This is a genomic window from Neptunicella plasticusilytica, from assembly GCF_047922965.1.
Classification (GTDB): domain Bacteria; phylum Pseudomonadota; class Gammaproteobacteria; order Enterobacterales; family Alteromonadaceae; genus Neptunicella; species Neptunicella plasticusilytica.
The window spans coordinates 1,575,464-1,596,644 of record NZ_CP150481.1 but is presented as its reverse complement, the minus strand read 5'-3'; the positions used below and the strand labels follow the sequence as shown (position 1 = coordinate 1,596,644).

Sequence of the window (21,181 nt, the reverse complement as noted above, 5' to 3'; positions counted from 1 at the left end):
TAGATGATTATTCCTGCCATAGATTTAATAGACGGCAAAGTCGTACGCCTGTATCAAGGTGATTACGGCCAGAAAACTGAATATCAATTCGACCCTATTGAAGTGGTCAATCAATACGCCGGCGAAGGCGCAAAATGGCTGCATATCGTCGATTTAACCGGTGCCAAAGATACCAGCAAACGCCAGTTAGATTTGATCGGCCGCATGGTGGCTACCGGTAAAATGCAATTTCAGGCCGGTGGTGGCGTACGTGATGAACAAGATGTGATCCAATTACTGGATGTGGGAATTAGCCGCGTAGTCATTGGCTCGGTGGCGGTTAAACAGCCGGAACTGGTTAAAAGCTGGATAGAAAAATACGGCGCGGAAAAAATTGTCCTGGCGCTGGATGTGAATATTGACGAGCAAGGCAACAAACACATTGCCACTCACGGCTGGCAACAAAACAGCGGCGTGGCGCTGGAAGTATTACTGGAAGACTTTTTAACTGTGGGTGCCAAACATGTATTGTGCACCGACATCAGCCGTGATGGCACGTTACAGGGTTCCAACAAGCAGCTTTATACTGAAATGACCACCCAGTTTCCCACTATTGAATGGCAAGCTTCCGGTGGCATTGGCAATCTGGACGATATCAAAGCGCTGCAGCCTACCAATGTATCGGGGGTTATTTTGGGCCGCGCTTTGCTGGAAGGTAAATTTACTCTCAGCCAAGCGATTCAAACCTGGGAGACGCGCTAATGTTAGCCCGACGTATCATCCCCTGTTTAGACGTTAAAGACGGCAAGGTAGTAAAAGGGGTTAAATTCCGTAACCACGAAATTATCGGTGATATTGTGCCGCTGGCCGAACAATACGCCAAAGCCGGCGCCGACGAACTGGTGTTTTACGATATTACCGCCTCCAGTGACGCCCGCGTGGTGGACAAAAGTTGGGTCAGTCGGATTGCCCAGGTTATCGACATTCCCTTTTGTGTCGCGGGCGGAATTAAATCAGTCGAAGATGCCGGTCGTATTCTGGAAATGGGCGCAGATAAAATCTCGGTCAACTCCCCTGCTCTGAGTAATCCAGAACTGATTACCCAATTACACGATCAATACGGTCAGCAATGTGTGGTCATCGGCATCGACAGCTTTTATAACGAGCAAACCGGCTTGTACCAGGTAAACCAGTTTACTGGTGATGAAAGCCGCACCGTCACCACCAAATGGCAAACACTCGATTGGGTTAAAGAAGTGCAACAACGGGGTGCCGGTGAAATCGTGCTGAACTGCATGAATCAGGATGGTGTGCGCCAAGGTTACGATATTGAGCAACTGCGTTTAGTCCGTGATGTATGCAACGTGCCGCTGATTGCCTCTGGCGGGGCCGGTAAAATGGAAGACTTTAAAAACGTTTACCAGCAAGCCGATGTAGACGGCGCCTTAGCCGCCTCGGTATTCCATAAAGCCATTATCGATATTCAGCAATTAAAGCAGTATTTGCGCGTAGAAGGTGTGGAGATAAGAAAATGATTATTACTAAAGACAATATCGCCGAACTCGCCTGGGATAAGATGGATGGGCTTATTCCCTGTCTGGTTCAGCACTCCATTACCGGCACCATGCAAATGCAGGGTTATATGGATAAAGCGGCGTTACAAAAAACGCTAGAAACCGGCAATGTGACCTTTTTTAGCCGTTCCAAACAGCGCCTTTGGACTAAAGGCGAAGAGTCCGGCAACGTGCTGGAGCTAAAACAAATAAGCGCCGATTGTGACCTGGATGCCATTTTAGTCTTAGCCATCCCCCATGGCCCCACTTGCCATAAAGGCACCGACACCTGCTGGCCCGACGCCAACACACCGGATTTAAGCTTTATCGCGCAGCTGGAACAAGTGATTGCCAGCCGTAAAGGTGCAGACGCCGAAAGCAGTTACACCGCGAGCTTATATGCCAGCGGGATTAAACGTATCGCCCAAAAAGTCGGTGAAGAAGGCGTCGAAACCGCACTGGCCGCCACTGTGGGCGATTTGGAAGAACTCAAAAAGGAATCCGCAGATTTGCTTTACCATCTAATTGTATTGCTACAAGCCAGCGGCTTGAGTCTTAACGACGCAGTTGAAATATTAAAGCAGCGGCATAAATAGATTGACTGGCGGACTTTAGGGTAATTCGACCATATTTGTTTTAGCTAACCAGTAAGACAATTCTGCCACATTCCTATTATCATTCGTCCTGTTGCTAGACGGTGGGAACCGTCCCACCATCAATAATATACTCGGTTCCCGTGATTGATGAGGCCCTATCCGAAACCAAGAAAGTGATCAAGTCAGACACTTCCGAAGGACTTGCAGGCCGACCAAGAGGTATACCACCAAGAGAATCCATAATTATCTTTTGTCCTCCTGCATAGTCTGTTCCCGCGTGTTTCGCCAGTCTTTCTGCTAGCGCCACTGCCGCTTCAGTCTCTATCCACCCCGGGGATACTCGTACCACGCGGATACCTTTGGGAGACACTTCCTTTGACAGGCTCTTACTGTAAGTTGAGAGTGCAGCCTTCGCGGCCGCGTAGGCCGTTGTAGATTCTGGCAAAGGCAATTGGCTTTGTATGGAGGTAACGTGGATAATAACACCCGCTCCCTGAGCCAACATTGACGGAAGTAGAGCTCTATCAAGACGTACTGCTGACAATAAATTCTGATTGAGTGCATTTTGCCATTCACTGTCATCAAAGGCTGCAAAACCACCGCTCGGGGCACCTGAGCCCCCTATCACATTAACTATAATATCGACGCTGCCAAATTGTCGCAGAACTGCATTGACCACTTTTTGGCAGCCTTCTGCCGTAGTCAGATCACTTGCGATATAGGTAATTCCTTCTGATGCGATTTCAGGAACTGATCTCGCCGTGGCAACAACTTTTACTCCCGCGTTATGCAACGATTCCGTAACAGCAGCGCCCAAGCCTTTGGTACCTCCAGTAACGAGTGCCCTGCGACCATTTAATCCAAGAGCAAAGGTCATATTGTGATCTCCAGCGTTGTAATCTTGCCGTCTTCAAGACTGAATATATAGTTAAGATTTACGGGGCTCCCCGGGAAGTTACCTGTCAACTTACTGGTAACTATGGATTTACCTGCTTTTTCTTCAAAGCTGAATGGCTCGCTGGTGTAGTTATACTTCTTTGAGGAATCCATTTTCCACTGTTTAATGGCCGCTAAACCTTGATAGGTGAGACTTTCGTCCTTGACGATAGCGTTCTCCGCGAAGCAGCGAGTAATATCTCCGCTGCGTGCTCGGTCAATACTAAAATAATCGCCAATAGGCTTTGGTAGTTTAATCGTCATATTAGTAATTCCTTGATTTATAAACGAAACACCCTATGTGTTTCGAATTACTACCTCAGAAGAATAAAATTAAGCTTTTACTACTTCAAGAACGCACAAAAAGGTAAGGTACATACTAAAAAGTAAGTTTTTTAACTGGCGAGCAATCTAGAGCAAAAAAATATGGAAAAAAAATGGACGCCTACCACCGCGGCTGATGGTGTTGAGCAAGCACTTAAAATTTTTGATGGAAAATGGAAGTTAGTGATTTTGTTTCACTTGTTTGGTGGACGCGTTTTACGATTCTCTGAACTAGAAAAGGCAATTCCTACCATCACCCAAAAAATGCTTATCCAGCAGCTGCGCCAAATGGAAGTTGACGGGGTCGTGCGGCGTATCGTTCATCCTCAAGTGCCGCCTAAGGTCGAATATACCTTGACTGATTGGGGCCAAGCACTTTGCCCAGCTCTCGATGCCCTTTTGCAATGGGCAGAACTGCGCGAAAATTACGAAATATAATCAATTTAAAACGGCATCGTCACAATAAAAGAATAAAAGGGGTCATAAAGACTAGTGTTATTGATTCAAAAGTACATTCTGAAGATGGTGAGGTTGGACTTTTTGTTCATAGCAAATTCCAATTCACACAATTCACTCTGCATCAATCAGGTATTATGTTGTTTGAATTGCAACTCAACATCCATACTTTTATGCAGAACGCGGATAATGAAAATACCGTCATTCTTATTTGCATAATATATACAGTGGCTTTCACGATGATGTTTTCTTAAACCAGTAACGATGCAGTCACAAGGCGTGCCGGAGATTGGATTTTCGGCCAGAAACTGGAAAGTTAAGTCCAGCCCTTTTAAATAGGTTTTGCGCTGCTCTGCACCCCATCTTTTCTGGGTGTAAATCGCTATATTTTTTAAGTCTGCGAGGGCAGATTTTGAAACTGTAAATGAGCTCATTTGCCAAGATCTTGGTCAAGCTCCTTCATCAAACCTTCATAACTGTATTCAGCCGTACCGCTGGCGATACCGTCTTGGATAAGTGAACGCAATGTTTTCAATTTTTGTTCTTCATCTTCTAATTTGCGCAGCCCAGCCCGAATGACTTCGCTCACGGATCCGTAGCGCCCGTCTGCAACTTGCTGTGCAACAAATTGATCAAAATGATTGCCCAAGCTAATGCTGGTGTTTTTAGCCATATCACACCTCAAAAAAGTACCAATATTTATATGGATATTGGTATAAATAGTAAGGTATGTCAAAACAACTTAAAACAAAAACAGGTGCTGAACAGCACCTGTTTTGTCATGATTACCTAATACTAGCTAACTTAAAGTCAGCCATTATCAGGCAAACTGGTTCATGGTGTTATCTTTACCGGAGGCTTTCAGTGCCTGGGCACCGGAGAAGTATTCCTTATGATCATCGCCAATGTTTGAGCCGGACATCACCTGATGTTTAACGCAGGCCAATGACTGGCGGATTTCCTGACGTTGCACCCCCTGTACATAGGCCAGCATCCCCTGCTCACCAAAATAATCCTTGGCCAGATTATCGGTAGATAACGCCGCAGTGTGATAAGTCGGCAGGGTAATCAGATGATGGAAAATTCCCGCTTGTTCGGCCGCATCACGCTGGAAGCGCTGAATTTTTTCATCAGCTTCGACCGCCAGTTCAGTATCATCATACTGCGCCTGCATCAAATTATCGCGCTGATAACCTGACACATCTTTGCCCTGCTCAGTCCAGCTATCAAATACTTGCTGGCGGAAATTGAGCGTCCAGTTAAAGGATGGGCTGTTGTTATAAACCAGCTTGGCGTCGGGCACTACGGCGCGGATGCGATTGACCATACCGGCAATCTGGCCGATATGCGGTTTTTCGGTTTCTATCCACAGTAAATCAGCACCATGTTGCAGTGAGGTTATGCAATCCAGTACCACCCGATCTTCACCGGTATTGGCTTTAAAACGCACCAGTCCGTTAGGCAAACGTGTTGGACGAATTAATTGTTCACCCTGCTTAATCAGCATATCGCCAGATTGCAGTTGCTCCAGCGACGTAATGGGCTGGCCGTCAATAAATTCATTATACTGGTCAGCCAAATCACCAACCTGTTGCGATACCGGGATTTTCTGGGTCAGGCCTGCACCCAATGAATCGGTTCGTGCGACAATAACCCCCTCTTCTACACCCAGTTCCATAAAGGCATAACGTACGGCGTTAATTTTGGCTAAAAAGTCTTCATGGGGCACGGTCACTTTACCGTCCTGATGACCACATTGCTTGGCATCGGACACCTGATTTTCAATCTGGATACAGCAGGCACCGGCTTCAATCATTTTTTTGGCCAGTAAATAAGTGGCTTCTTCATTACCAAAACCGGCATCGATATCGGCAATAATCGGCACTACATGGGTTTGGAAGTGGTCAATCTGCTTTTGAATCGCCTGCACTTTAACTTCATCACCCGCTTCACGGGCATTATCCAGATCGCTAAACAAATGCTGCAGTTCACGGGCATCAGCCTGTTTCAAGAAGGTATACAATTCTTCGATTAAGGCCGGAACCGAGGTTTTCTCGTGCATGGACTGATCCGGCAGTGGGCCAAACTCAGATCGCATAGCCGCCACCATCCAACCGGATAAATACAAGTAACGCCCTTTGGTACTATTAAAATGATTTTTCACCGAAATCATTTTCTGCTGACCAATAAAGCCATGCCAGACGCCCAACGATTGGGTGTAATTAGCTGAGTTTTTATCATAGGCAGCCATATCTTCACGCATAATTCCGGCGGTATATTTGGCAATATCCAGTCCCGTTTTGAAACGATTTTGTAACCGCATACGGGCGACGGATTCAGCGTCAATCGCCTGCCATCCGGCGCCTTGATGATTAAGCGTTGCTTGAGCCTGGTTGATTTCAGTCTTGTAGTCTTGCATAGGGTACTCCGTATTATTATGTTGTTAAATTAACCTGAATTCGGGACAACCCGCGTTTGTTGATAAATATCTTAGTTAACTTTTAACTAAAATTTCACAATAGAAATTACACAATGTAAATTTTACAAAAATGAAAAAAAGCGCGGGATTTTTGCAGCGTAGGAGTGCTAATGATCATCTGTGAACTAAAACTTTGTGATCAGATTGTTTTATAAAACCATCACTTCGGTAGTTTTTGTCATTCCGCTTGTGTTTTAGGCCGGAACGGAGTCCAGTGTTTAAACAGTTGAATTGCTGATTATGCCTCCCGCCTAAAATAACGCAGAGGTGACAAAGGGGTAATAACACAGGAATGACAGTCAATATTATATTTACTTCTATGAACTGCGCGCCTTTGTGGTGAATATATTTTTAGATTCCAGCCACTCAAATTCTAATTCATCTAAAATTTAGGCCATTACTATCTATATTTAGATATGTTTCATAAATTAATTTAGATTAAGCTAACTAGATTAAATGCTGATCTACCTTTTAGGATGAGTAATGGAATTAACAAACAGTAAATCCAGCTTTGGATGGGTAAGTATTATTATCCACTGGATAAGTGCGTTAGCCGTTATCGGTTTATTCGCTTTGGGTTGGTGGATGGTAGATCTGACCTACTACAGCGAGTGGTACCAAACCGCGCCGTTGTGGCACGTTAGTATTGGTATTTTGCTAGCGGCTGTCACAGTGGTCAGGCTAATTTGGCGCTTTAGCCAGCCGGTACCGATCAATGAAGGTGCCAACTGGGAAAAAGTTGCCGCCCAATTAGCGCACGGATTATTGTATTTACTGCTGTTTTTACTATTTGTGACCGGATACCTTATCCCCACCGCAGACGGAAGAGGTATAGAGGTGTTTGACTGGTTCGCCTTGCCGTCAATGGGTGAACTATTTGAACATCAGGAAACCATAAGTGGTGATATTCACCGCTGGGCAGCCTACATTATAATAGGCTTAAGCCTATTCCATGGGTTGGCTGCATTTAAGCACCATCTAATCGATAAAGATTCAACCTTGCGCAGAATGCTAAAACCTGCCAACAATCACGGAGATACACAATGAAAAAACTGATTTTAGCCACCGCGTTACTGACTGCATCGCAGATGGCGAATGCCGCCGACTATGTGATCGACACTAAAGGCGCGCATGCATCAATCAATTTTAAAGTCAGCCATTTAGGTTATTCCTATGTGACAGGACGTTTCAATACATTTGACGGCAAGTTTAGTTATGATGCGGCCAAACCGGAAGCGTCCAGTGTTACCGTTAATATTGACACGACCAGCGTTGATACCAACCACGCCAAACGTAATAAACATGTTCTTGGTGATGACTTCCTGAAAACAGATGACTTTACCACAGCCAAATTTGTCAGTACCAAGGTAGAGAGTACCGGTGACGAATCAATGGACATCCACGGTGATTTAACCTTATTAGGTGTGACCAAACCTATTGTGATTAAAGCCACCAAGATCGGTGAAGGTGATGATCCCTGGGGTGGTTACCGCGCAGGCTTTGAAGGTACTACCAGCATCAATATGGGTGATTTCGGGATTAAAATGGATTTTGGCAAAGTCGAATTTGATTTGATTGTTGAAGGTGTAAAACAATAAACCTCATCGATGTTAGATAAAAAAACGGCGTATTAATCGCCGTTTTTTTTATTCCCAGGGATGGAGCATATTCCAATCCTGTCAGGAACAAGCCTGGAGTATGGCCACTAACAATATATTATTGGGGTTGCCAATGATCCGCTGGACGGTATTTTTTAGTCAATCCTTGCAAAAAATTACGCAAAAACTGATCGCCACATTCCTTGTAATTGCGATGCTGGGGATTTCTGAACAAAGCCGATAATTCACTTTTGCCCAACTTGAAGTTGGCCAGTTGCATAATGTTGATAATATCCTGTTCCTGCAACGTCAGCGCGATACGAATTTTCTTCAAAATTTCGTTGTTGCTAAGCTTTTCGCCCGGCTCAAGTACTGTAGGTTCCCTACCCTCTTGTTTGCCACGATTTTTATAGATCAATCCATCTAAAAATAATGACAATACTTTATCGCGACATTGAACAAAGCCCGGCTCATCTTCTTTTTTCATGATGCCATGCAAATACTCTAGCTCCATGTCGTAGTCAGCCAGTTTGAATATTGCAATAGCGGCAGTATCGTTAATCGTCAGGGCATAGCGTAAGCGGCGTAAAACATCATTGTGGATCATGCAAAATTCCGTGGTAATAACACGCAAATCAATGCGTTTAAAAATACTATTTTAACCTGAATTGGGCCTGTCGTGGGATGCATTTAAATAAAAAATCCAATTTACACATTTTTGCGATGACAAAATCATAATTTGCGTATATAAAGCGTCACCTTTAACTGATTGCGAAATCCTATGGGCGCGTTCGCTCTAGCAGATAACCTTGATCTTACTATCAAGTTTGATCTCATTGCCGATGCATTGGTTGATAGCGGCTATTGCCTTATCGATGACTTTTTCCCTCCGGAGCTAATTAGCCAGTTAGCCATACAGGTGCGCCAGTTACCCGCGGATTATTTTAAACGAGCCGCCATTGGACGAGCAACAGACCAGCAAATTAACCAGTTTGTACGCACCGATGAGATTCATTGGTTAAATGGCCAAAACGGGTTTGAGCAACAATATCTGAAAATTATGTCAGAACTGCGTACAGAGCTGAATCGTCGCCTGTTTATGGGATTGTTCGACTATGAGTGCCATTTTGCTCATTACAGTCAAGGTGCTTATTACAAACGCCATCTGGACGCCTTCAAAGGCAATACCAACCGCGTATTATCCACTGTACTCTACCTAAATCCGGACTGGGATCCGGCTGATGGTGGCGAGTTATTAATGTATCGCAAAAAGGTTAAAATCCCCTTTGTCACTGTTACACCCAAGTTAGGTTCGTTTATCCTGTTTCTAAGCGAACGTTTTCCGCACGAAGTGTTAGCCGCCCGCAAAGATCGCTACAGCCTAACCGGTTGGTTCCGGGTGAATAACAGTCTGGGTGATTCAATTGATCCCTCCAGATAATCGCTGTCAACAATAAAAATACAACTTAAAATACTTATTAATCAATTAGTTATATTTTATTTTATATTTTCTTGTTGAAAAAAGATTGGCCTGCCATATATATAAATTATCGACGCCGACAGGGTCGATAAAACCGCCGCCGATTATCGGGGCAAACTTGAAATTGATGGTGCAGTCACCACAAAAAACGACTTGCCATCACATATTGCTTAATTAAGAGGATATGCAAATGCGTAACATCGATCTATCTCCACTTTACCGTTCTTTCATTGGTTTTGACCACTTGGCATCTATGATTGACAGTGCCTCGCGAAATGAAAAACAAACCACTTATCCACCTTATAACATCGAACTGTTAGCCGAAGACAAGTACCGAATTACCATGGCTGTAGCCGGTTTCGCTGAAGATCAAATCGAAATCGAAGCCCAGGAAAACACCTTGCTGGTGACGGGTAATAAACAGGCTAAAGATGAGGAACGTAAATTCCTGCATAAGGGTATTTCAGAGCGCAATTTTGAACGCAAGTTTCAATTAGGCGACCATGTCAAAGTGCTGTCAGCGGACCTGCAAAACGGGTTACTGCACATTGATTTGGAACGATTAATTCCCGAAGCCAAGAAACCACGCAAGATTCAAATTGGTAACAGCTTAATCGAGAACAAAACCGAATAAGCTCGTTAACCTTTACTGTCTCTCTGATAAAAGCGGCCTGATAAGCCGCTTTTTTATGTCTGCAAAATAAGTTTGAGGTAATATCCGCATGGATATAATACGCCAAAGTACCGACGTCATAGTACTTGTGATAGTATCTTGCGGTTTCGTCTCTTCGACGGTCTCTAAAACATTTGGTGTTGTCATCGGCGTGTATAATGATAATAAAAGGTTTCCTGACAATAGTTACGCTACTCGGTTTATTGCTCCCTGCGCAGGCTGATGTAACTGATGACCAAAAACAGATAGAGCTTTGTTCTCTTGATCCCTCAGCTTGCCTTGAATGGTCAACCAACAAGTTGTTAACCCTCCAAATTAACAGTCTCAAGTGGAACCGGGTTAAACAATTGCAATTGAACTCACTAAGTACATTGCAGAAATTCAACTGGCTTAAAAAAGAATTGCAGCCTCTTGTTGACCGAGATGACTTACCGCCGGTACTTAAATCAACGGTATTAACCTATCACGCCAAAATGCTGGCACAAGAAGGAAAAACCGACGACGCCAAGCACTATCTGCAAAGTGCGATTGATCTTATCAAGACTATTAATCAGGCCTCCTTCAGTCTGATGCGTTATGTTGACATCACTAATTTACAACTCTACTTGCATCAATATTCTCAGGCAGAATCTATGCTGCTGGAATTGGAACAGCGATATTCCCACAGCCAAGATGCTCACTTTAAACTCGAGTTGTATAGCAATCTAGGTGATTTATACAGGCAAACTGATCAGCCAGACAAACAACTGGACTATTTGCAAAAAGCCAACAAAGCAGCACTGGAGCTGGGTAACAAACAACAAATAGCGGTAGCTAATTACAATCTAGGTCGCGCTTTGCAGCGATTAGGACGTATTGCTGACGCCGAAAAAATTTATCAACAGGCATTGGAACTAGCACAACACGCCCAGTTTGATAACGGTATTATTTTAGTTCAGTTACGATTGGCTGAAATAAAGCTTGCTCAACAAGATACGAATACCGCCAAACAAATACTCGCCCAGTTAAACGAGCAACCAATACCAACAATACATCAACCGCTTTATCAGCAAATATCCAGCATGTTGTCTAAAATCTCCAACTAGCCCTTAGCGAGGCTAATCCAGAAAATCCACGATATACTGGTTAACTGTATCCGCATGACTAATTGGTGCCATATGCCCACCTGGAGTCACCTGCATATGGCTATTAGGTAAATGCTGGCTTAATTCGTGAACAACGGCCTGCGCACTACGACGTGTTTTTTCACCGCTCAGCAACAATGTCGGCTGCACAATATTCGCATAGTCCGATAACTGATAGGATTCACCTAATAACGCGGTAAAATCCAGCACGCCTTTATACACCCTATTTAGCAGCGGCTGACGGACAAAATCGGGAATACTGGCGAAGTAACCTTGCCCATTCCAGTAATCCAGAAAAGATTCTGCTGCTTCAAAGTCAGACATTTCAGCCATCGAATTGCCAAGCTGCACAACATCTTGCCGGGCAGGATTATCGGCAGCCAGTAAATGGAAAGCGACAGGTTCGAAGACTACCAGCCTGTTTACTCTCGAAGGGTTCTCGTAAGTAAACTTTAACGCGGTAGCACCGCCATAGGAATGGCCAACCAGATCAAATTGTTCAACACCAAGCTCAGCCAGTATTGATTCAATTCGACGAGTTTCATATTGCAAAGAAAATACTGTATTTCGATCCGGCTGAGGTGCATCGCCGTACCCCAGCAGATCGATATTGATGATTTGATGATTGTCCTTTAGCTGTTGGACCAATTTTGTCCACTGTTTTCCACTGCTCATTGAGCTATGCAATAACACCAGTGGTCGCCCTGCTCCACTGATTTTGACACCCGCTAAAACAGTCTGGTTATTAGGCCGCATTATTTATCCTGTCGCATAAAAAAGCCCACATGTTGTGGGCTATTACATTTGTTAATCTGGTTTAACCCTGATGATTTACCTTAGGCTATTTAACCCAACAAGGCTGCCAGAGTTTGGCTCACTTCTTCCACCGGTTTAGTACCTTCAATGCGATGATACTGACACAACCCTTGGTCGGCCTGTTTTTTATAATAGCTGACTAGAGGTTCGGTTTGCTCATGATAAATGCTCAAACGCTTACGTACTGTATCTTCCTGATCATCAGGACGAATAACCAGTTCTTCGCCTGTCTTATCATCTTTGCCTTCTTCTGCAGGAGGATTAAACTCGACATGATAAACTCGACCGGACGCAGGATGCACACGTCTTCCGCTCATGCGCGAAACAATCACATCATCAGGCACGGCAAACTCGATCACATGATCGACCTTGACACCATTTTCCACCATCGCATCGGCTTGCGGGATGGTGCGCGGAAAACCGTCCAGTAAGAAACCGTTGTGGCAATCTTGCTGAGCTATCCGTTCTTTAACCAGACCGATCATCAGATCATCAGATACCAGTTTACCTTCATCCATCACTTTTTTGGCTTCAAGACCAAGTTCAGTGCCTGCTTTAATAGCAGCCCTTAGCATATCGCCGGTGGATATTTGTGGGATCCCGTACTTACCCATTAAAAACTGGGCTTGTGTGCCTTTTCCTGCACCGGGAGCGCCAAGAAGAATGATGCGCATACCGTAGTTCCTCTCGCGTATCTCTGTTTATTTTAAACACGGGACTTTACACACTCAATCAACAGGTTACAAGATTATTACGCACCATATTGGCGCAAAAATCGTTGTTATTGGATTAACTGCAATTAAGTCATAGTTTTTTAGGTATCGCCCCGAAAGTAATAAGCTTATTACCTTCGGGGACAACATCATACTTTGCTATTTTGCCAAATCTAGCAATAGTTGATTCAACTTCTGTACGAAGGCGGCAGGATCTTTCAAGCTGCCCTGCTCCGAGAGTGAAGCTTGCTCGAACAACACTTCACTCCACTGGGCAAAACGGGCTTCATCCTGTTCATCTGCCATCAGTTTAACCAGTTGATGTTCGGGGTTTAGCTCCAGCGTATATTTGGCTTCCGGTACCGGCTGTCCTGCCGCTTCCATCAATTTAAGCATTTGGGTACTCATACCGTGCTCGTCGACGACCACGCAAGCCGGCGAGCCAGTCAAACGGTGAGTAAACTTAACATCGGTGACTTTATCACCTAATACTGTTTTAGCACGCTCCAATACGCCTTTTACTTCTTGCTCGGCTTTTTCCTGAGCCTGTTTGCTTTCTTCATCATCCAGATCACCCAGATCCAGGTCACCACGACTGATCGATTGCAACGACTTTTCAGCGTACTCGGTTAAGTGCTGCATTAACCATTCATCGATACGGTCGGACAACAACAATACTTCGATGCCTTTCTTGCGGAACACTTCAAGGTGCGGGCTGTTCTTGGCTGCCTTATGACTATCGGCAGAGACAAAGTATATTTTGCTCTGACCTTCTTTCATGCGGCTGATGTAATCGTCTAAAGATATATTTTGCTCGTCGGAATCGCTGTGCGTTGAGGCAAAGCGCAATAACGCGGCGATCTTGTCTTTATTGGCATAATCCTCTGCCGGACCTTCTTTGATGACGTTACCGAATTCGTTCCAGAAGGTCTGATATTTGTCCGCATCGTTCTTGGCCATGCGCTCCAGCATTTGTAACACGCGCTTGGTACAGCCCTGACGCATTGCCTGGGTAATCTTGTTATCTTGCAAAATCTCACGGGAAACGTTCAAGGGTAGGTCGTTGGAGTCCAGCAAACCTTTAACAAAACGCAGGTACGTAGGCATAAACTGTTCTGCATCGTCCATAATAAATACCCGCTGGACAAACAGTTTCAAGCCGTGTTTCTGATCACGATTCCACAGATCGTAAGGGGCTTTAGCCGGAATATACAATAGGCTGGTATATTCGGTTTTCCCTTCAACCTTGTTGTGTGACCAATGCAACGGATCGCCAAAGTCATGGGAAATATGCTTGTAGAATTCTTTATATTCGTCATCACTGACTTCAGATTTATCACGATTCCACAATGCCGTAGCTTTGTTAACCGCTTCCCAATGAGCAGGAACAGCAGGGATTTTTTCACCTTCTTCACCATCCGGTCCTTTAGGGCCATCTCGCTCAGGTTGCTCTTCTTTATACATTTGCACAGGAATGCTGATGTGATCAGAGTATTTGCCCACAATAGAACGTAAGCGCCAGTCATCCAGGAATTCTTGTTCCTCTTCTCGCAAATGCAGAATGATTTCGGTACCACGATCGGCTTTTTCAATATCGGCTACAGTAAACTCGCCTTCTCCGGCAGAAGTCCACTCTACGCCTTGACTGGCATCTGCGCCCGCTGCACGACTTCTGACAATCACGTTATCAGCGACGATAAAGGACGAATAGAAACCGACCCCGAACTGACCAATCAGTTGTGAATCTTTGGCCTGATCACCGGATAATTGACCGAAAAATTCTTTGGTTCCGGACTTGGCGATAGTACCTAAATGCTCTATCACTTCATCACGAGTCATACCAATACCATTATCAGCAATGGTGATTGTTCCGGCATCTTTGTTGACAGAAATACGAACTCGCAGATCGCCATCATTTTCATAAAGAGCATCATTAGAAAGCGCACGAAAACGCAGCTTATCTGCGGCATCGGCGGCATTAGATACCAGTTCACGAAGGAAGATTTCTTTATTCGAATAAAGAGAATGGATCATCAGCTGTAGAAGTTGTTTAACTTCTGTCTGAAAACCATGGGTTTCTTGATGGGCTACTTCAGCCATAGCAATTATTCTCCTGCTGCATTGCTTAATTTAATTACATGCTAGGAGATAAGGGCTGGCGCTTTTTTTTCAAGCGTAGGGCGGTTAAAAATACTGATAAATCGGCGAAAATAGTGAGCTGGTCAGCCAAACTCACCAAAGTGTCCTCAAATAAGACGCTTAAAAGCTTTTACGTCCGGTAAATGCGTGAGTTAGCGTATTACCATCGATAAACTCAAGCTCGCCGCCAAAGGGCACACCATGGGCAATGCGACTTGCCTGTATGTTATTATCGCGACAAATATCGGCAATATAGTGAGCGGTAGCCTCGCCTTCGACAGTGGGATTGGTGGCTAGAATGACTTCTTCTACCGCCTGTTGCTGCAAAATAGCGGATAATTCATCTAAACCGATGTCCGAAGGTCCAATGCCGTCAATGGGTGACAAATGCCCCATCAAGACAAAATAACGGCCTTTGAACTCGGACGTTAATTCAATGGCCAACATATCCTGTGGTGATTCAACAATACACAATAACTCACTTTGTCCGCGCACCGGGTCTGCACATATTTCGCACAAACGGCTTTCGGTAAAGGTTCGACACTGTTGACAATGATGAACATGCTCCATCGCGTTGTGCAGAGTTTGGCTTAGTGTCAAAGCGCCAGGACGGTTGCGCTCCAGTAAATGAAATGCCATGCGCTGAGCGCTTTTTTGCCCGACACCGGGCAAACATTTCAAACTGGTAATGAGTTCAGTGATAAGAGGACTAAATTTCATGAATACCTACAAATTGCTGATATCTTGATTGCTAATCAGAATGGCATTTTAAAACCCGGCGGCATTTGCATTCCTCCGGTTACATCAGACATTTTCTCTTTAGTGGTTTCTTGTACACGTCTCACCGCATCGTTAATCGCTGCTGCCACCAAATCTTCAATCATATCTTTTTCGTCATCCATCAGTGACGGATCAATTTCAACCTGACGCACGTTATGGTTACAGGTCATAGTCACCTTAACCATTCCCGCGCCCGCTTCACCGACCACTTCAATATTGGCCAGCTCTTCCTGACTTTTTTGCATGCGCTCTTGCATTTGTTGCGCCTGCTTCATGATGTTACCCATGCCACCTTTAAACATAATGTTCTCTCTCTAATCTATCTGGGTTCGATGCTGTTTTCGACAAGCTGAGCATCGAACTGCTGTTGAAAAAATTGGATATTTGTATCGCTGTTAATCACTTGCTGCGCGTATTGTTGACGCATTTTATTGATACTCTGTTGAATGGCAAAAGGAGTATTTTCCGGCTCGCCTTTGTCTACTTGTAACTCCACAGGCTGCTGCCATAATTCAGACAATGCAGATTGTAACTGAATCCGGGCCGTATCGTTGTTTAGATGCTGTAGCGCTTCAGGCAATGTTAACTGGCATAGACTATCCTGCTTGTGCATCGATGACTGCAGAGCCAACTGTTTGGTCAAACCGCCTACTCCCGATTGCTCGATAATATCACTCCAGTTATCCAGTTGTTTAGCCTGAGTGACTTTTTGGCCATCATCCAGGAAAGTTGGAATATCGATATTAACCGGAACATCCACCACCTGATTCAGCAAATCCTGCATATCCAACTCGGGAGTTTGAGTTTCATCCTCAGCTATTGCAGGTAGCTGATTAACCGATAATGCCCAAGGCGGGATTTCACTGTTGCCGGATTCATTCGGCACCGGCGTTGTTTGCAGCGGTTCGGCTGATTCTGGCTCTGGCTCTGGCTCTATAGATTGAGCATCAGTATGATCCGCAACGAAATCCGGTTCAGCTAAAGGGGGTAATTCCGGTTGATTTAATTCAACGGCGGGTTCTACCGCTTCAGGCTTTTTTGGCTGTGATGCCTCTTGTTGATTTTGGCGTAAACCTCGTCGCAACGCCAACAAGCTCTCGGTTTGTGATAACGGCGAGGATGGTTGTTCAATTAAGGATGGCCGTTCTGGCTCATGTTCAGTCTCGTTAGGTGCACTTTCGACAGTTTCGGCTTCTATCGTCAGGTTATCTGTCGGTTCTTGCCGGGAGTGAAACTGCTCTGCCTGTTGCCAAATATGCTCTTGCTGCTGGTTAAGCTGTTGTTGGTCGATGGCGGTTGACTCAGCTTCCTGACCGGAAAAATCTGTACTTTGTTCTGCCGCCGCTGCAGCTGCGGGAGGCTGAGCTACAGGTTGATTTTGCGCAATAAACTGTGCCGATGACAATTGCCGTTGGGGATTGAACGCCAGCATACGCAACAATGTCATTTCGATACCGCTGCGCCCATCCATTGCATAAGGTAAATCTTTGCGACCTTGTAACGCTATTTGGTACAACAACTGAATTTGCTCGGCCGGAACTGAGCTGGCCAAATGATAAATAGCACGGGCTGCAATGGTTTCCAGTTTACACACTTCGGGCACCATTTGAGTTAAGGCAACTTGATGCAACAGACTCAGCAGTTCGGCTAATAGCTGTGAATAGTCAACCGATTGGCTGGCTAAATCATCCAATTGCTGGAGCATCTGCTGGTTCTGACCTTCCAGAATGGCTTTAAGTAGTTTTAATACCTGGTTTTTATCCATTAAGCCAAGCATATCAGTCACCACCGCCAGATTGACTTGCCCGTTGCCCTGCGCAATAGCCTGATCGGTCAAACTTAACGCGTCCCGCATACTGCCGTTAGCAGCACGGGCTAACTGTGCCAGAGCTTCGGGTTCAAATTTCAGCCCTTCTTCACCCAGAATATATCCAAGTTGTCCACTGATCTGTTCCCGTGACATCGCCTTAAGATTAAACTGCAAGCAACGGGATAAAATGGTAACCGGCAATTTTTGTGGATCGGTAGTGGCCAATAAAAATTTGACGTGCGGAGGTGGCTCTTCCAGCGTTTTCAATAGTGCATTGAAACTATGTTTGGACAGCATATGCACTTCATCAATCAGGTAAACTTTATATTGGCCACGTGTAGGCTTGTACTGCACGTTATCCAGTAGTTCCCTTGTGTCCTCTACTTTGGTACGGGATGCGGCATCAATTTCGAGTAAATCAATAAAACGCCCCTGATCGATTTCCTGGCAGGTAGGGCATTGACCACAGGGCGTCGAACTCATTCCCTGCTCGCAATTCAGGCTTTTCGAAAAAATACGCGCAATAGTCGTTTTACCCACACCACGGGTGCCGGTAAACAGGTAAGCATGATGTAAGCGATTATTGTCCAGTGCATTGGATATAGCCGTTACGACATGTTCCTGGCCAACTAACTGGGCAAAATTTTGCGGCCGCCATTTCCTGGCCAATACCTGATAGTTCATTCGCTAGCCTAATCGCCTTCAAACTGACATAAGGAGTAGGATGTAATTCCCTTGGCCTTGAGGGCACTTTCGCCACCCAGATCAGGTAAAGAAATAACAAATCCTGCGTGTTCCACAATCCCGCCCATTTTCTGGATCAAACTGGCAGTGGCTAATATGGTGCCACCAGTTGCCAATAAGTCGTCAATCATAAGAACCCGTTCACCGGGCTTGATCGCATCCTGATGGATCTCCAGACAGTCTTCACCATATTCCAGCTCATAGGACTGGCTATGCACCGCACCTGGCAGTTTATTTGGCTTACGCACAGGTACAAATCCTACCCCCAACGCAATCGCTAAAGGAGCGCCAAAAATGAAACCGCGTGCCTCGGTTCCTACTATTTTATCAAACGGCAGGGTTTGATAATGTTTGGATAGCAACTGGATGGTTTGATTAAAAGCGGCCGAGTCAGCCATTAGAGATGTCACATCACGAAACTGAATACCCGGTTTGGGATAATCAGCTATGGTTCGGATAGACGACTTTACTTGTTCAACGGACATTCACGCACTCCGTTTGTTGAATTTAAAGATAAAAAACCGTCCAACCACAGATAACGTGTAAAAGTGGGAATGCCAATAAGGTAACCAAAGCTAACAAGGCATATTTGGCGTTAAACGGATCTTTATAATCTTGCTCTGACATGAATTATTCCTACTGATGTTAACGCGCAAATAGTAATAGAAAGACCGTAAAATTAACAGCGCAAATATAGAATAGGAAAATAAATTACCGGCCTTTAAAGCTTAAATGGTGGTTAATATTTGCTGCTGAAGCATTTTTGTCACTATCTGTTCGGCTCCCTGATGCAACTGTTCAACGGGTACTGAAGGAATATCCTCAATCAGACGAGTCTTTAGCTGCTCAAGATACATTCCTTCGTTTTGTTGAATTATCGTTAGTAAAAGCGCGGTAAGTTCGTTAACCTGCATAAACTCAACTTTGTCCTGGCTGTTTCTGTACACCACCAGATAAGTTGGCGGCTGCTTTTCCTGCGGCTGGTATTCAGGTGTAATCTTGTGCACCGGATAGGGGTAACTCAACAACCAGGCTAATTCAGAAAAGCAAAGTGGTACATCTAGCGACTTGCCATCCCACCATTTAACAATTCGGTCAGCCTGCCTGATACTGATGTCCAGTTCGACCCATTCGTAATGCGCCAGTTCCAATAGAAATACCGGATCTTGATCCTGTATTTCATATTCATTTTGCAGGAAATCAATAAACTCTTTACTGATATCCACAAAATAGGGAGAGACGCAGACATGCCGGGCAAAAAACTGACGGGCTAGTTGTTGCCAACGTATTTCGCCATAAAGCGAGGCTAAAACCGGAAATCCATTAGTGAGGAAACCCAGGATATTATTGAAGAACAATTCGCGATAGATTTTCAGACGACGGTCTTCTATGCCGGATGGTGCGGGGTGATTATCCGGATCTTTAATATACCGAATAAACTGCTGCTGGACAGTTTGAAAATCTTCCATTTAGGCGGTTATCTTGTGGGTTGAATAGCGATTTTGAATTTGCCTGATACGATCCACTTCTTTCATTAATACTTCCATAGGCGGAATATTGAAATCTCTTTCCAGTAAGGTCGGGAATATGCCATGCAAGCCATAGGCTCTGTCCAATAATTTCCATACCGGTTCGATAACATCGGCACCATGAGTATCAACAATCAAATCGTCGGCTTCGTTATAGTGGCCAGCTATATGACCGTATGCAATTCGTTTAGTCGGTATAGCGGATAAAAAACTTTCGGCATCATATTGATGATTGACCGAATTGACATAAATATTGTTAATATCCAGCAACAATTTGCAATCTGCTTCTTCCAGCACCGCTAATAAAAATTCCAGTTCCGATAATTCTTGGCCTGGCGCGGCATAATAAGACACGTTTTCCAATATTAATGGTCGTTCAAGAATATCCTGCACTTGCTTAACTCGTTGCGCAATATAACCAACCGCATCTTCAGTAAAAGGAATCGGCATCAGGTCATATAGATGTCCCTGTCCGGAACAATAGCTTAAATGTTCGCTGTACAAAGATATATTGTGAGTATCAAGAAACCCTTTCACTGCCTTAACAAATTGCAGATCTAGCGGTTCGGGAGAACCAATGGATAATGATAATCCATGAGTTGTGAAAGGATAGCAAGATGTCATATCGGCAAGCTGCCGGGCATAGCTACCGCCTAATTTTATCCAATTTTCCGGAGCGACCTCCCAAAAATCCACATCCAGCTTACAACCTTGCTGAATTTCGCTCAGCATATCCCTGCGCAGGCCTAATCCGACTCCTTGAATACTTTTGTACATAACAGTTACCTGGACAGCTTGAAAATAAAAGAATTAATTTGATGTTAACAGTTTTAAATAATAAAGGGTCGGACTAACCGACCCTTTTATACCTGCTGAAGCAAAGATTAACTACTTTTTATCTTCGCCGCAGCTGCCTTCTTTTTTGGCTTTATCTTCACCACATTTGCCTTCTTTAGCGGCTTTATCACCACCACATTTACCTTCTTTTTTCATTTTGTCAGCGCCGCACTTTGCTTCGCCACACTTACCTTCCTTTTTGGCCTTGTCAGCACCGCATTGTCCTTCTTTGCCAGCTTTATCTTCGCCGCATTTACCTTCGGCTTTTTTATCCGCTTTATCGGCACCACAATTTCCTTCTGCCGCAGTAAGCATATAACCTGAATCTAGTGTATCTGCAGTAAATGGATTAGCCGTAGCAGAAAAACTGACTGCAGACAGACTGACGACAACGGCACCTATTGCTGTAGAAATATTGGTTTTATTCATTTGTTTCATGTTGTTTTCCTGTTTTATTGTAATTTGGTGTTAACCCTAAGGCGTCCATCCAAATAGACCAGACTGCAATGCAAAATATTTCGCTAACATTAATCTAACTTAAATAAAGTCGATAATTTCAGCCTGGTTAACAATAGGCGACAACTAATCAATCCACAATATCTTAGTGTTGAACGG

Annotated in this window: 25 protein-coding genes; 9 read left to right on the top strand and 16 right to left on the bottom strand. The window is 44.5% G+C overall.

From position 1 onward, the window contains the following. Positions 1–3: 3 nt before the first annotated feature. The 3 genes from hisA to hisIE are packed head-to-tail and all read left to right on the top strand — an operon-like array spanning position 4 to position 2,128. Positions 4–741 (top strand): 1-(5-phosphoribosyl)-5-[(5-phosphoribosylamino)methylideneamino]imidazole-4-carboxamide isomerase, encoded by a 738-nt coding sequence (gene hisA, locus V1467_RS06960; RefSeq protein ID WP_416308071.1) that lies wholly within the window; start codon positions 4–6, stop codon positions 739–741. Further along, the gene (gene hisF, locus V1467_RS06955; protein WP_416308070.1) at positions 741–1,514 is read left to right on the top strand and encodes an imidazole glycerol phosphate synthase subunit HisF; all 774 of its coding nucleotides are present in this window, start codon (positions 741–743) and stop codon (positions 1,512–1,514) included. The genes hisA and hisF overlap by 1 nt, the downstream gene beginning before the upstream one ends. Continuing rightward, positions 1,511–2,128: a bifunctional phosphoribosyl-AMP cyclohydrolase/phosphoribosyl-ATP diphosphatase HisIE gene (gene hisIE / locus V1467_RS06950; RefSeq protein WP_416308069.1), complete on the top strand. Its 618-nt coding sequence runs from the start codon at positions 1,511–1,513 to the stop codon at positions 2,126–2,128. The genes hisF and hisIE overlap by 4 nt, the downstream gene beginning before the upstream one ends. A 94-nt stretch (positions 2,129–2,222) precedes the next feature. Here hisIE and V1467_RS06945 read toward each other — a convergent pair whose 3' ends face one another. After that, complete coding sequence (locus V1467_RS06945) at positions 2,223–3,005, bottom strand: SDR family oxidoreductase (protein WP_416308068.1); 783 nt, start codon at positions 3,003–3,005, stop codon at positions 2,223–2,225. After that, complete coding sequence (locus V1467_RS06940; RefSeq protein WP_416308067.1) at positions 3,002–3,328, bottom strand: hypothetical protein; 327 nt, start codon at positions 3,326–3,328, stop codon at positions 3,002–3,004. The genes V1467_RS06945 and V1467_RS06940 overlap by 4 nt, the downstream gene beginning before the upstream one ends. A 162-nt stretch (positions 3,329–3,490) precedes the next feature. Between V1467_RS06940 and V1467_RS06935 the strand changes: the two genes are divergently transcribed. Next, positions 3,491–3,826, top strand: coding sequence for a winged helix-turn-helix transcriptional regulator (locus V1467_RS06935; protein WP_416308066.1), 336 nt, complete (start codon positions 3,491–3,493; stop codon positions 3,824–3,826). A gap of 146 nt (positions 3,827–3,972) precedes the next feature. On the opposite strand, the gene V1467_RS06930 is transcribed toward V1467_RS06935, so the two are convergent. From V1467_RS06930 to V1467_RS06920, 3 genes are all read right to left on the bottom strand, one after another. Then, entirely contained in the window at positions 3,973–4,278 is a 306-nt protein-coding gene (locus V1467_RS06930; protein ID WP_416308065.1) for a type II toxin-antitoxin system RelE/ParE family toxin, read from the bottom strand. After that, positions 4,275–4,517 carry a type II toxin-antitoxin system ParD family antitoxin gene (locus V1467_RS06925; protein ID WP_416308064.1) on the bottom strand — a complete coding sequence of 81 codons (243 nt, stop codon included), beginning with the start codon at positions 4,515–4,517 and terminating at the stop codon, positions 4,275–4,277. The genes V1467_RS06930 and V1467_RS06925 overlap by 4 nt, the downstream gene beginning before the upstream one ends. 147 nt (positions 4,518–4,664) lie before the next feature. Further along, the gene (locus V1467_RS06920; RefSeq protein WP_416308063.1) at positions 4,665–6,263 is read right to left on the bottom strand and encodes an isocitrate lyase; all 1,599 of its coding nucleotides are present in this window, start codon (positions 6,261–6,263) and stop codon (positions 4,665–4,667) included. A 543-nt stretch (positions 6,264–6,806) separates the two neighbouring features. Here V1467_RS06920 and V1467_RS06915 point away from each other — a divergent pair. Together V1467_RS06915 and V1467_RS06910 are read left to right on the top strand one after the other, a co-directional pair. Beyond that, positions 6,807–7,370 (top strand): cytochrome b, encoded by a 564-nt coding sequence (locus tag V1467_RS06915; protein ID WP_416308062.1) that lies wholly within the window; start codon positions 6,807–6,809, stop codon positions 7,368–7,370. Continuing rightward, complete coding sequence (locus tag V1467_RS06910) at positions 7,367–7,921, top strand: YceI family protein (protein ID WP_416308061.1); 555 nt, start codon at positions 7,367–7,369, stop codon at positions 7,919–7,921. The genes V1467_RS06915 and V1467_RS06910 overlap by 4 nt, the downstream gene beginning before the upstream one ends. A 118-nt stretch (positions 7,922–8,039) precedes the next feature. Here the strand turns inward: V1467_RS06910 and V1467_RS06905 are convergent, their stop codons facing one another. Further along, a complete protein-coding gene (locus V1467_RS06905) occupies positions 8,040–8,528 on the bottom strand; it encodes a DUF1456 family protein (RefSeq protein ID WP_416308060.1) in 489 nt (162 codons plus the stop codon). A gap of 174 nt (positions 8,529–8,702) precedes the next feature. Between V1467_RS06905 and V1467_RS06900 the strand changes: the two genes are divergently transcribed. The 3 genes from V1467_RS06900 to V1467_RS06890 all read left to right on the top strand — a co-directional run bounded on the left by V1467_RS06900 (position 8,703) and on the right by V1467_RS06890 (position 11,159). Further along, complete coding sequence (locus tag V1467_RS06900) at positions 8,703–9,362, top strand: 2OG-Fe(II) oxygenase (RefSeq protein ID WP_416308059.1); 660 nt, start codon at positions 8,703–8,705, stop codon at positions 9,360–9,362. 229 nt (positions 9,363–9,591) lie between these two features. Further along, entirely contained in the window at positions 9,592–10,035 is a 444-nt protein-coding gene (locus V1467_RS06895; protein WP_416308058.1) for an Hsp20 family protein, read from the top strand. A 197-nt stretch (positions 10,036–10,232) separates the two neighbouring features. After that, positions 10,233–11,159 carry a tetratricopeptide repeat protein gene (locus V1467_RS06890; RefSeq protein ID WP_416308057.1) on the top strand — a complete coding sequence of 309 codons (927 nt, stop codon included), beginning with the start codon at positions 10,233–10,235 and terminating at the stop codon, positions 11,157–11,159. A gap of 12 nt (positions 11,160–11,171) precedes the next feature. Here V1467_RS06890 and V1467_RS06885 read toward each other — a convergent pair whose 3' ends face one another. From V1467_RS06885 to V1467_RS06840, 10 genes are all read right to left on the bottom strand, one after another. After that, positions 11,172–11,954, bottom strand: a complete 783-nt coding sequence (locus tag V1467_RS06885) for an alpha/beta fold hydrolase (RefSeq protein WP_416308056.1) — start codon at positions 11,952–11,954, stop codon at positions 11,172–11,174. Between the two features lie 89 nt (positions 11,955–12,043). Beyond that, positions 12,044–12,688 (bottom strand): adenylate kinase, encoded by a 645-nt coding sequence (adk, locus tag V1467_RS06880; RefSeq protein ID WP_416308055.1) that lies wholly within the window; start codon positions 12,686–12,688, stop codon positions 12,044–12,046. A gap of 198 nt (positions 12,689–12,886) precedes the next feature. Beyond that, positions 12,887–14,827 carry a molecular chaperone HtpG gene (htpG, locus tag V1467_RS06875; protein WP_416308054.1) on the bottom strand — a complete coding sequence of 647 codons (1,941 nt, stop codon included), beginning with the start codon at positions 14,825–14,827 and terminating at the stop codon, positions 12,887–12,889. Between the two features lie 159 nt (positions 14,828–14,986). Next, positions 14,987–15,586, bottom strand: a complete 600-nt coding sequence (recR, locus tag V1467_RS06870; RefSeq protein WP_416308053.1) for a recombination mediator RecR — start codon at positions 15,584–15,586, stop codon at positions 14,987–14,989. Between the two features lie 35 nt (positions 15,587–15,621). Beyond that, complete coding sequence (locus V1467_RS06865; protein ID WP_416308052.1) at positions 15,622–15,948, bottom strand: YbaB/EbfC family nucleoid-associated protein; 327 nt, start codon at positions 15,946–15,948, stop codon at positions 15,622–15,624. 17 nt (positions 15,949–15,965) lie between these two features. Further along, positions 15,966–18,140 carry a DNA polymerase III subunit gamma/tau gene (dnaX, locus tag V1467_RS06860; protein ID WP_416308051.1) on the bottom strand — a complete coding sequence of 725 codons (2,175 nt, stop codon included), beginning with the start codon at positions 18,138–18,140 and terminating at the stop codon, positions 15,966–15,968. An 8-nt stretch (positions 18,141–18,148) separates the two neighbouring features. Beyond that, entirely contained in the window at positions 18,149–18,685 is a 537-nt protein-coding gene (apt, locus tag V1467_RS06855) for an adenine phosphoribosyltransferase (protein WP_416308050.1), read from the bottom strand. A gap of 243 nt (positions 18,686–18,928) precedes the next feature. Further along, on the bottom strand, positions 18,929–19,669 hold the full coding sequence (locus V1467_RS06850; RefSeq protein WP_416308049.1) for a DNA-binding domain-containing protein: 741 nt from the start codon (positions 19,667–19,669) through the stop codon (positions 18,929–18,931). Next, positions 19,670–20,506 carry a DUF692 domain-containing protein gene (locus V1467_RS06845; RefSeq protein WP_416308048.1) on the bottom strand — a complete coding sequence of 279 codons (837 nt, stop codon included), beginning with the start codon at positions 20,504–20,506 and terminating at the stop codon, positions 19,670–19,672. Between the two features lie 111 nt (positions 20,507–20,617). Further along, a complete protein-coding gene (locus tag V1467_RS06840) occupies positions 20,618–21,004 on the bottom strand; it encodes a hypothetical protein (protein ID WP_416308047.1) in 387 nt (128 codons plus the stop codon). Between the last annotated feature and the right edge of the window lie 177 nt (positions 21,005–21,181).

Excerpts from the sequence above, each read along its gene's own strand:
- hisA (WP_416308071.1), top strand. The coding sequence starts at position 4 with ATGATTATTCCTGCCATAGATTTAATAGACGGCAAAGTCGTACGCCTG.
- hisF (WP_416308070.1), top strand. The coding sequence starts at position 741 with ATGTTAGCCCGACGTATCATCCCCTGTTTAGACGTTAAAGACGGCAAG.
- hisIE (WP_416308069.1), top strand. The coding sequence starts at position 1,511 with ATGATTATTACTAAAGACAATATCGCCGAACTCGCCTGGGATAAGATG.
- V1467_RS06945 (WP_416308068.1), bottom strand. The coding sequence starts at position 3,005 with ATGACCTTTGCTCTTGGATTAAATGGTCGCAGGGCACTCGTTACTGGA.
- V1467_RS06940 (WP_416308067.1), bottom strand. The coding sequence starts at position 3,328 with ATGACGATTAAACTACCAAAGCCTATTGGCGATTATTTTAGTATTGAC.
- V1467_RS06935 (WP_416308066.1), top strand. The coding sequence starts at position 3,491 with ATGGAAAAAAAATGGACGCCTACCACCGCGGCTGATGGTGTTGAGCAA.
- V1467_RS06930 (WP_416308065.1), bottom strand. The coding sequence starts at position 4,278 with ATGAGCTCATTTACAGTTTCAAAATCTGCCCTCGCAGACTTAAAAAAT.
- V1467_RS06925 (WP_416308064.1), bottom strand. The coding sequence starts at position 4,517 with ATGGCTAAAAACACCAGCATTAGCTTGGGCAATCATTTTGATCAATTT.
- V1467_RS06920 (WP_416308063.1), bottom strand. The coding sequence starts at position 6,263 with ATGCAAGACTACAAGACTGAAATCAACCAGGCTCAAGCAACGCTTAAT.
- V1467_RS06915 (WP_416308062.1), top strand. The coding sequence starts at position 6,807 with ATGGAATTAACAAACAGTAAATCCAGCTTTGGATGGGTAAGTATTATT.
- V1467_RS06910 (WP_416308061.1), top strand. The coding sequence starts at position 7,367 with ATGAAAAAACTGATTTTAGCCACCGCGTTACTGACTGCATCGCAGATG.
- V1467_RS06905 (WP_416308060.1), bottom strand. The coding sequence starts at position 8,528 with ATGATCCACAATGATGTTTTACGCCGCTTACGCTATGCCCTGACGATT.
- V1467_RS06900 (WP_416308059.1), top strand. The coding sequence starts at position 8,703 with ATGGGCGCGTTCGCTCTAGCAGATAACCTTGATCTTACTATCAAGTTT.
- V1467_RS06895 (WP_416308058.1), top strand. The coding sequence starts at position 9,592 with ATGCGTAACATCGATCTATCTCCACTTTACCGTTCTTTCATTGGTTTT.
- V1467_RS06890 (WP_416308057.1), top strand. The coding sequence starts at position 10,233 with ATGATAATAAAAGGTTTCCTGACAATAGTTACGCTACTCGGTTTATTG.
- V1467_RS06885 (WP_416308056.1), bottom strand. The coding sequence starts at position 11,954 with ATGCGGCCTAATAACCAGACTGTTTTAGCGGGTGTCAAAATCAGTGGA.
- adk (WP_416308055.1), bottom strand. The coding sequence starts at position 12,688 with ATGCGCATCATTCTTCTTGGCGCTCCCGGTGCAGGAAAAGGCACACAA.
- htpG (WP_416308054.1), bottom strand. The coding sequence starts at position 14,827 with ATGGCTGAAGTAGCCCATCAAGAAACCCATGGTTTTCAGACAGAAGTT.
- recR (WP_416308053.1), bottom strand. The coding sequence starts at position 15,586 with ATGAAATTTAGTCCTCTTATCACTGAACTCATTACCAGTTTGAAATGT.
- V1467_RS06865 (WP_416308052.1), bottom strand. The coding sequence starts at position 15,948 with ATGTTTAAAGGTGGCATGGGTAACATCATGAAGCAGGCGCAACAAATG.
- dnaX (WP_416308051.1), bottom strand. The coding sequence starts at position 18,140 with ATGAACTATCAGGTATTGGCCAGGAAATGGCGGCCGCAAAATTTTGCC.
- apt (WP_416308050.1), bottom strand. The coding sequence starts at position 18,685 with ATGTCCGTTGAACAAGTAAAGTCGTCTATCCGAACCATAGCTGATTAT.
- V1467_RS06850 (WP_416308049.1), bottom strand. The coding sequence starts at position 19,669 with ATGGAAGATTTTCAAACTGTCCAGCAGCAGTTTATTCGGTATATTAAA.
- V1467_RS06845 (WP_416308048.1), bottom strand. The coding sequence starts at position 20,506 with ATGTACAAAAGTATTCAAGGAGTCGGATTAGGCCTGCGCAGGGATATG.
- V1467_RS06840 (WP_416308047.1), bottom strand. The coding sequence starts at position 21,004 with ATGAAACAAATGAATAAAACCAATATTTCTACAGCAATAGGTGCCGTT.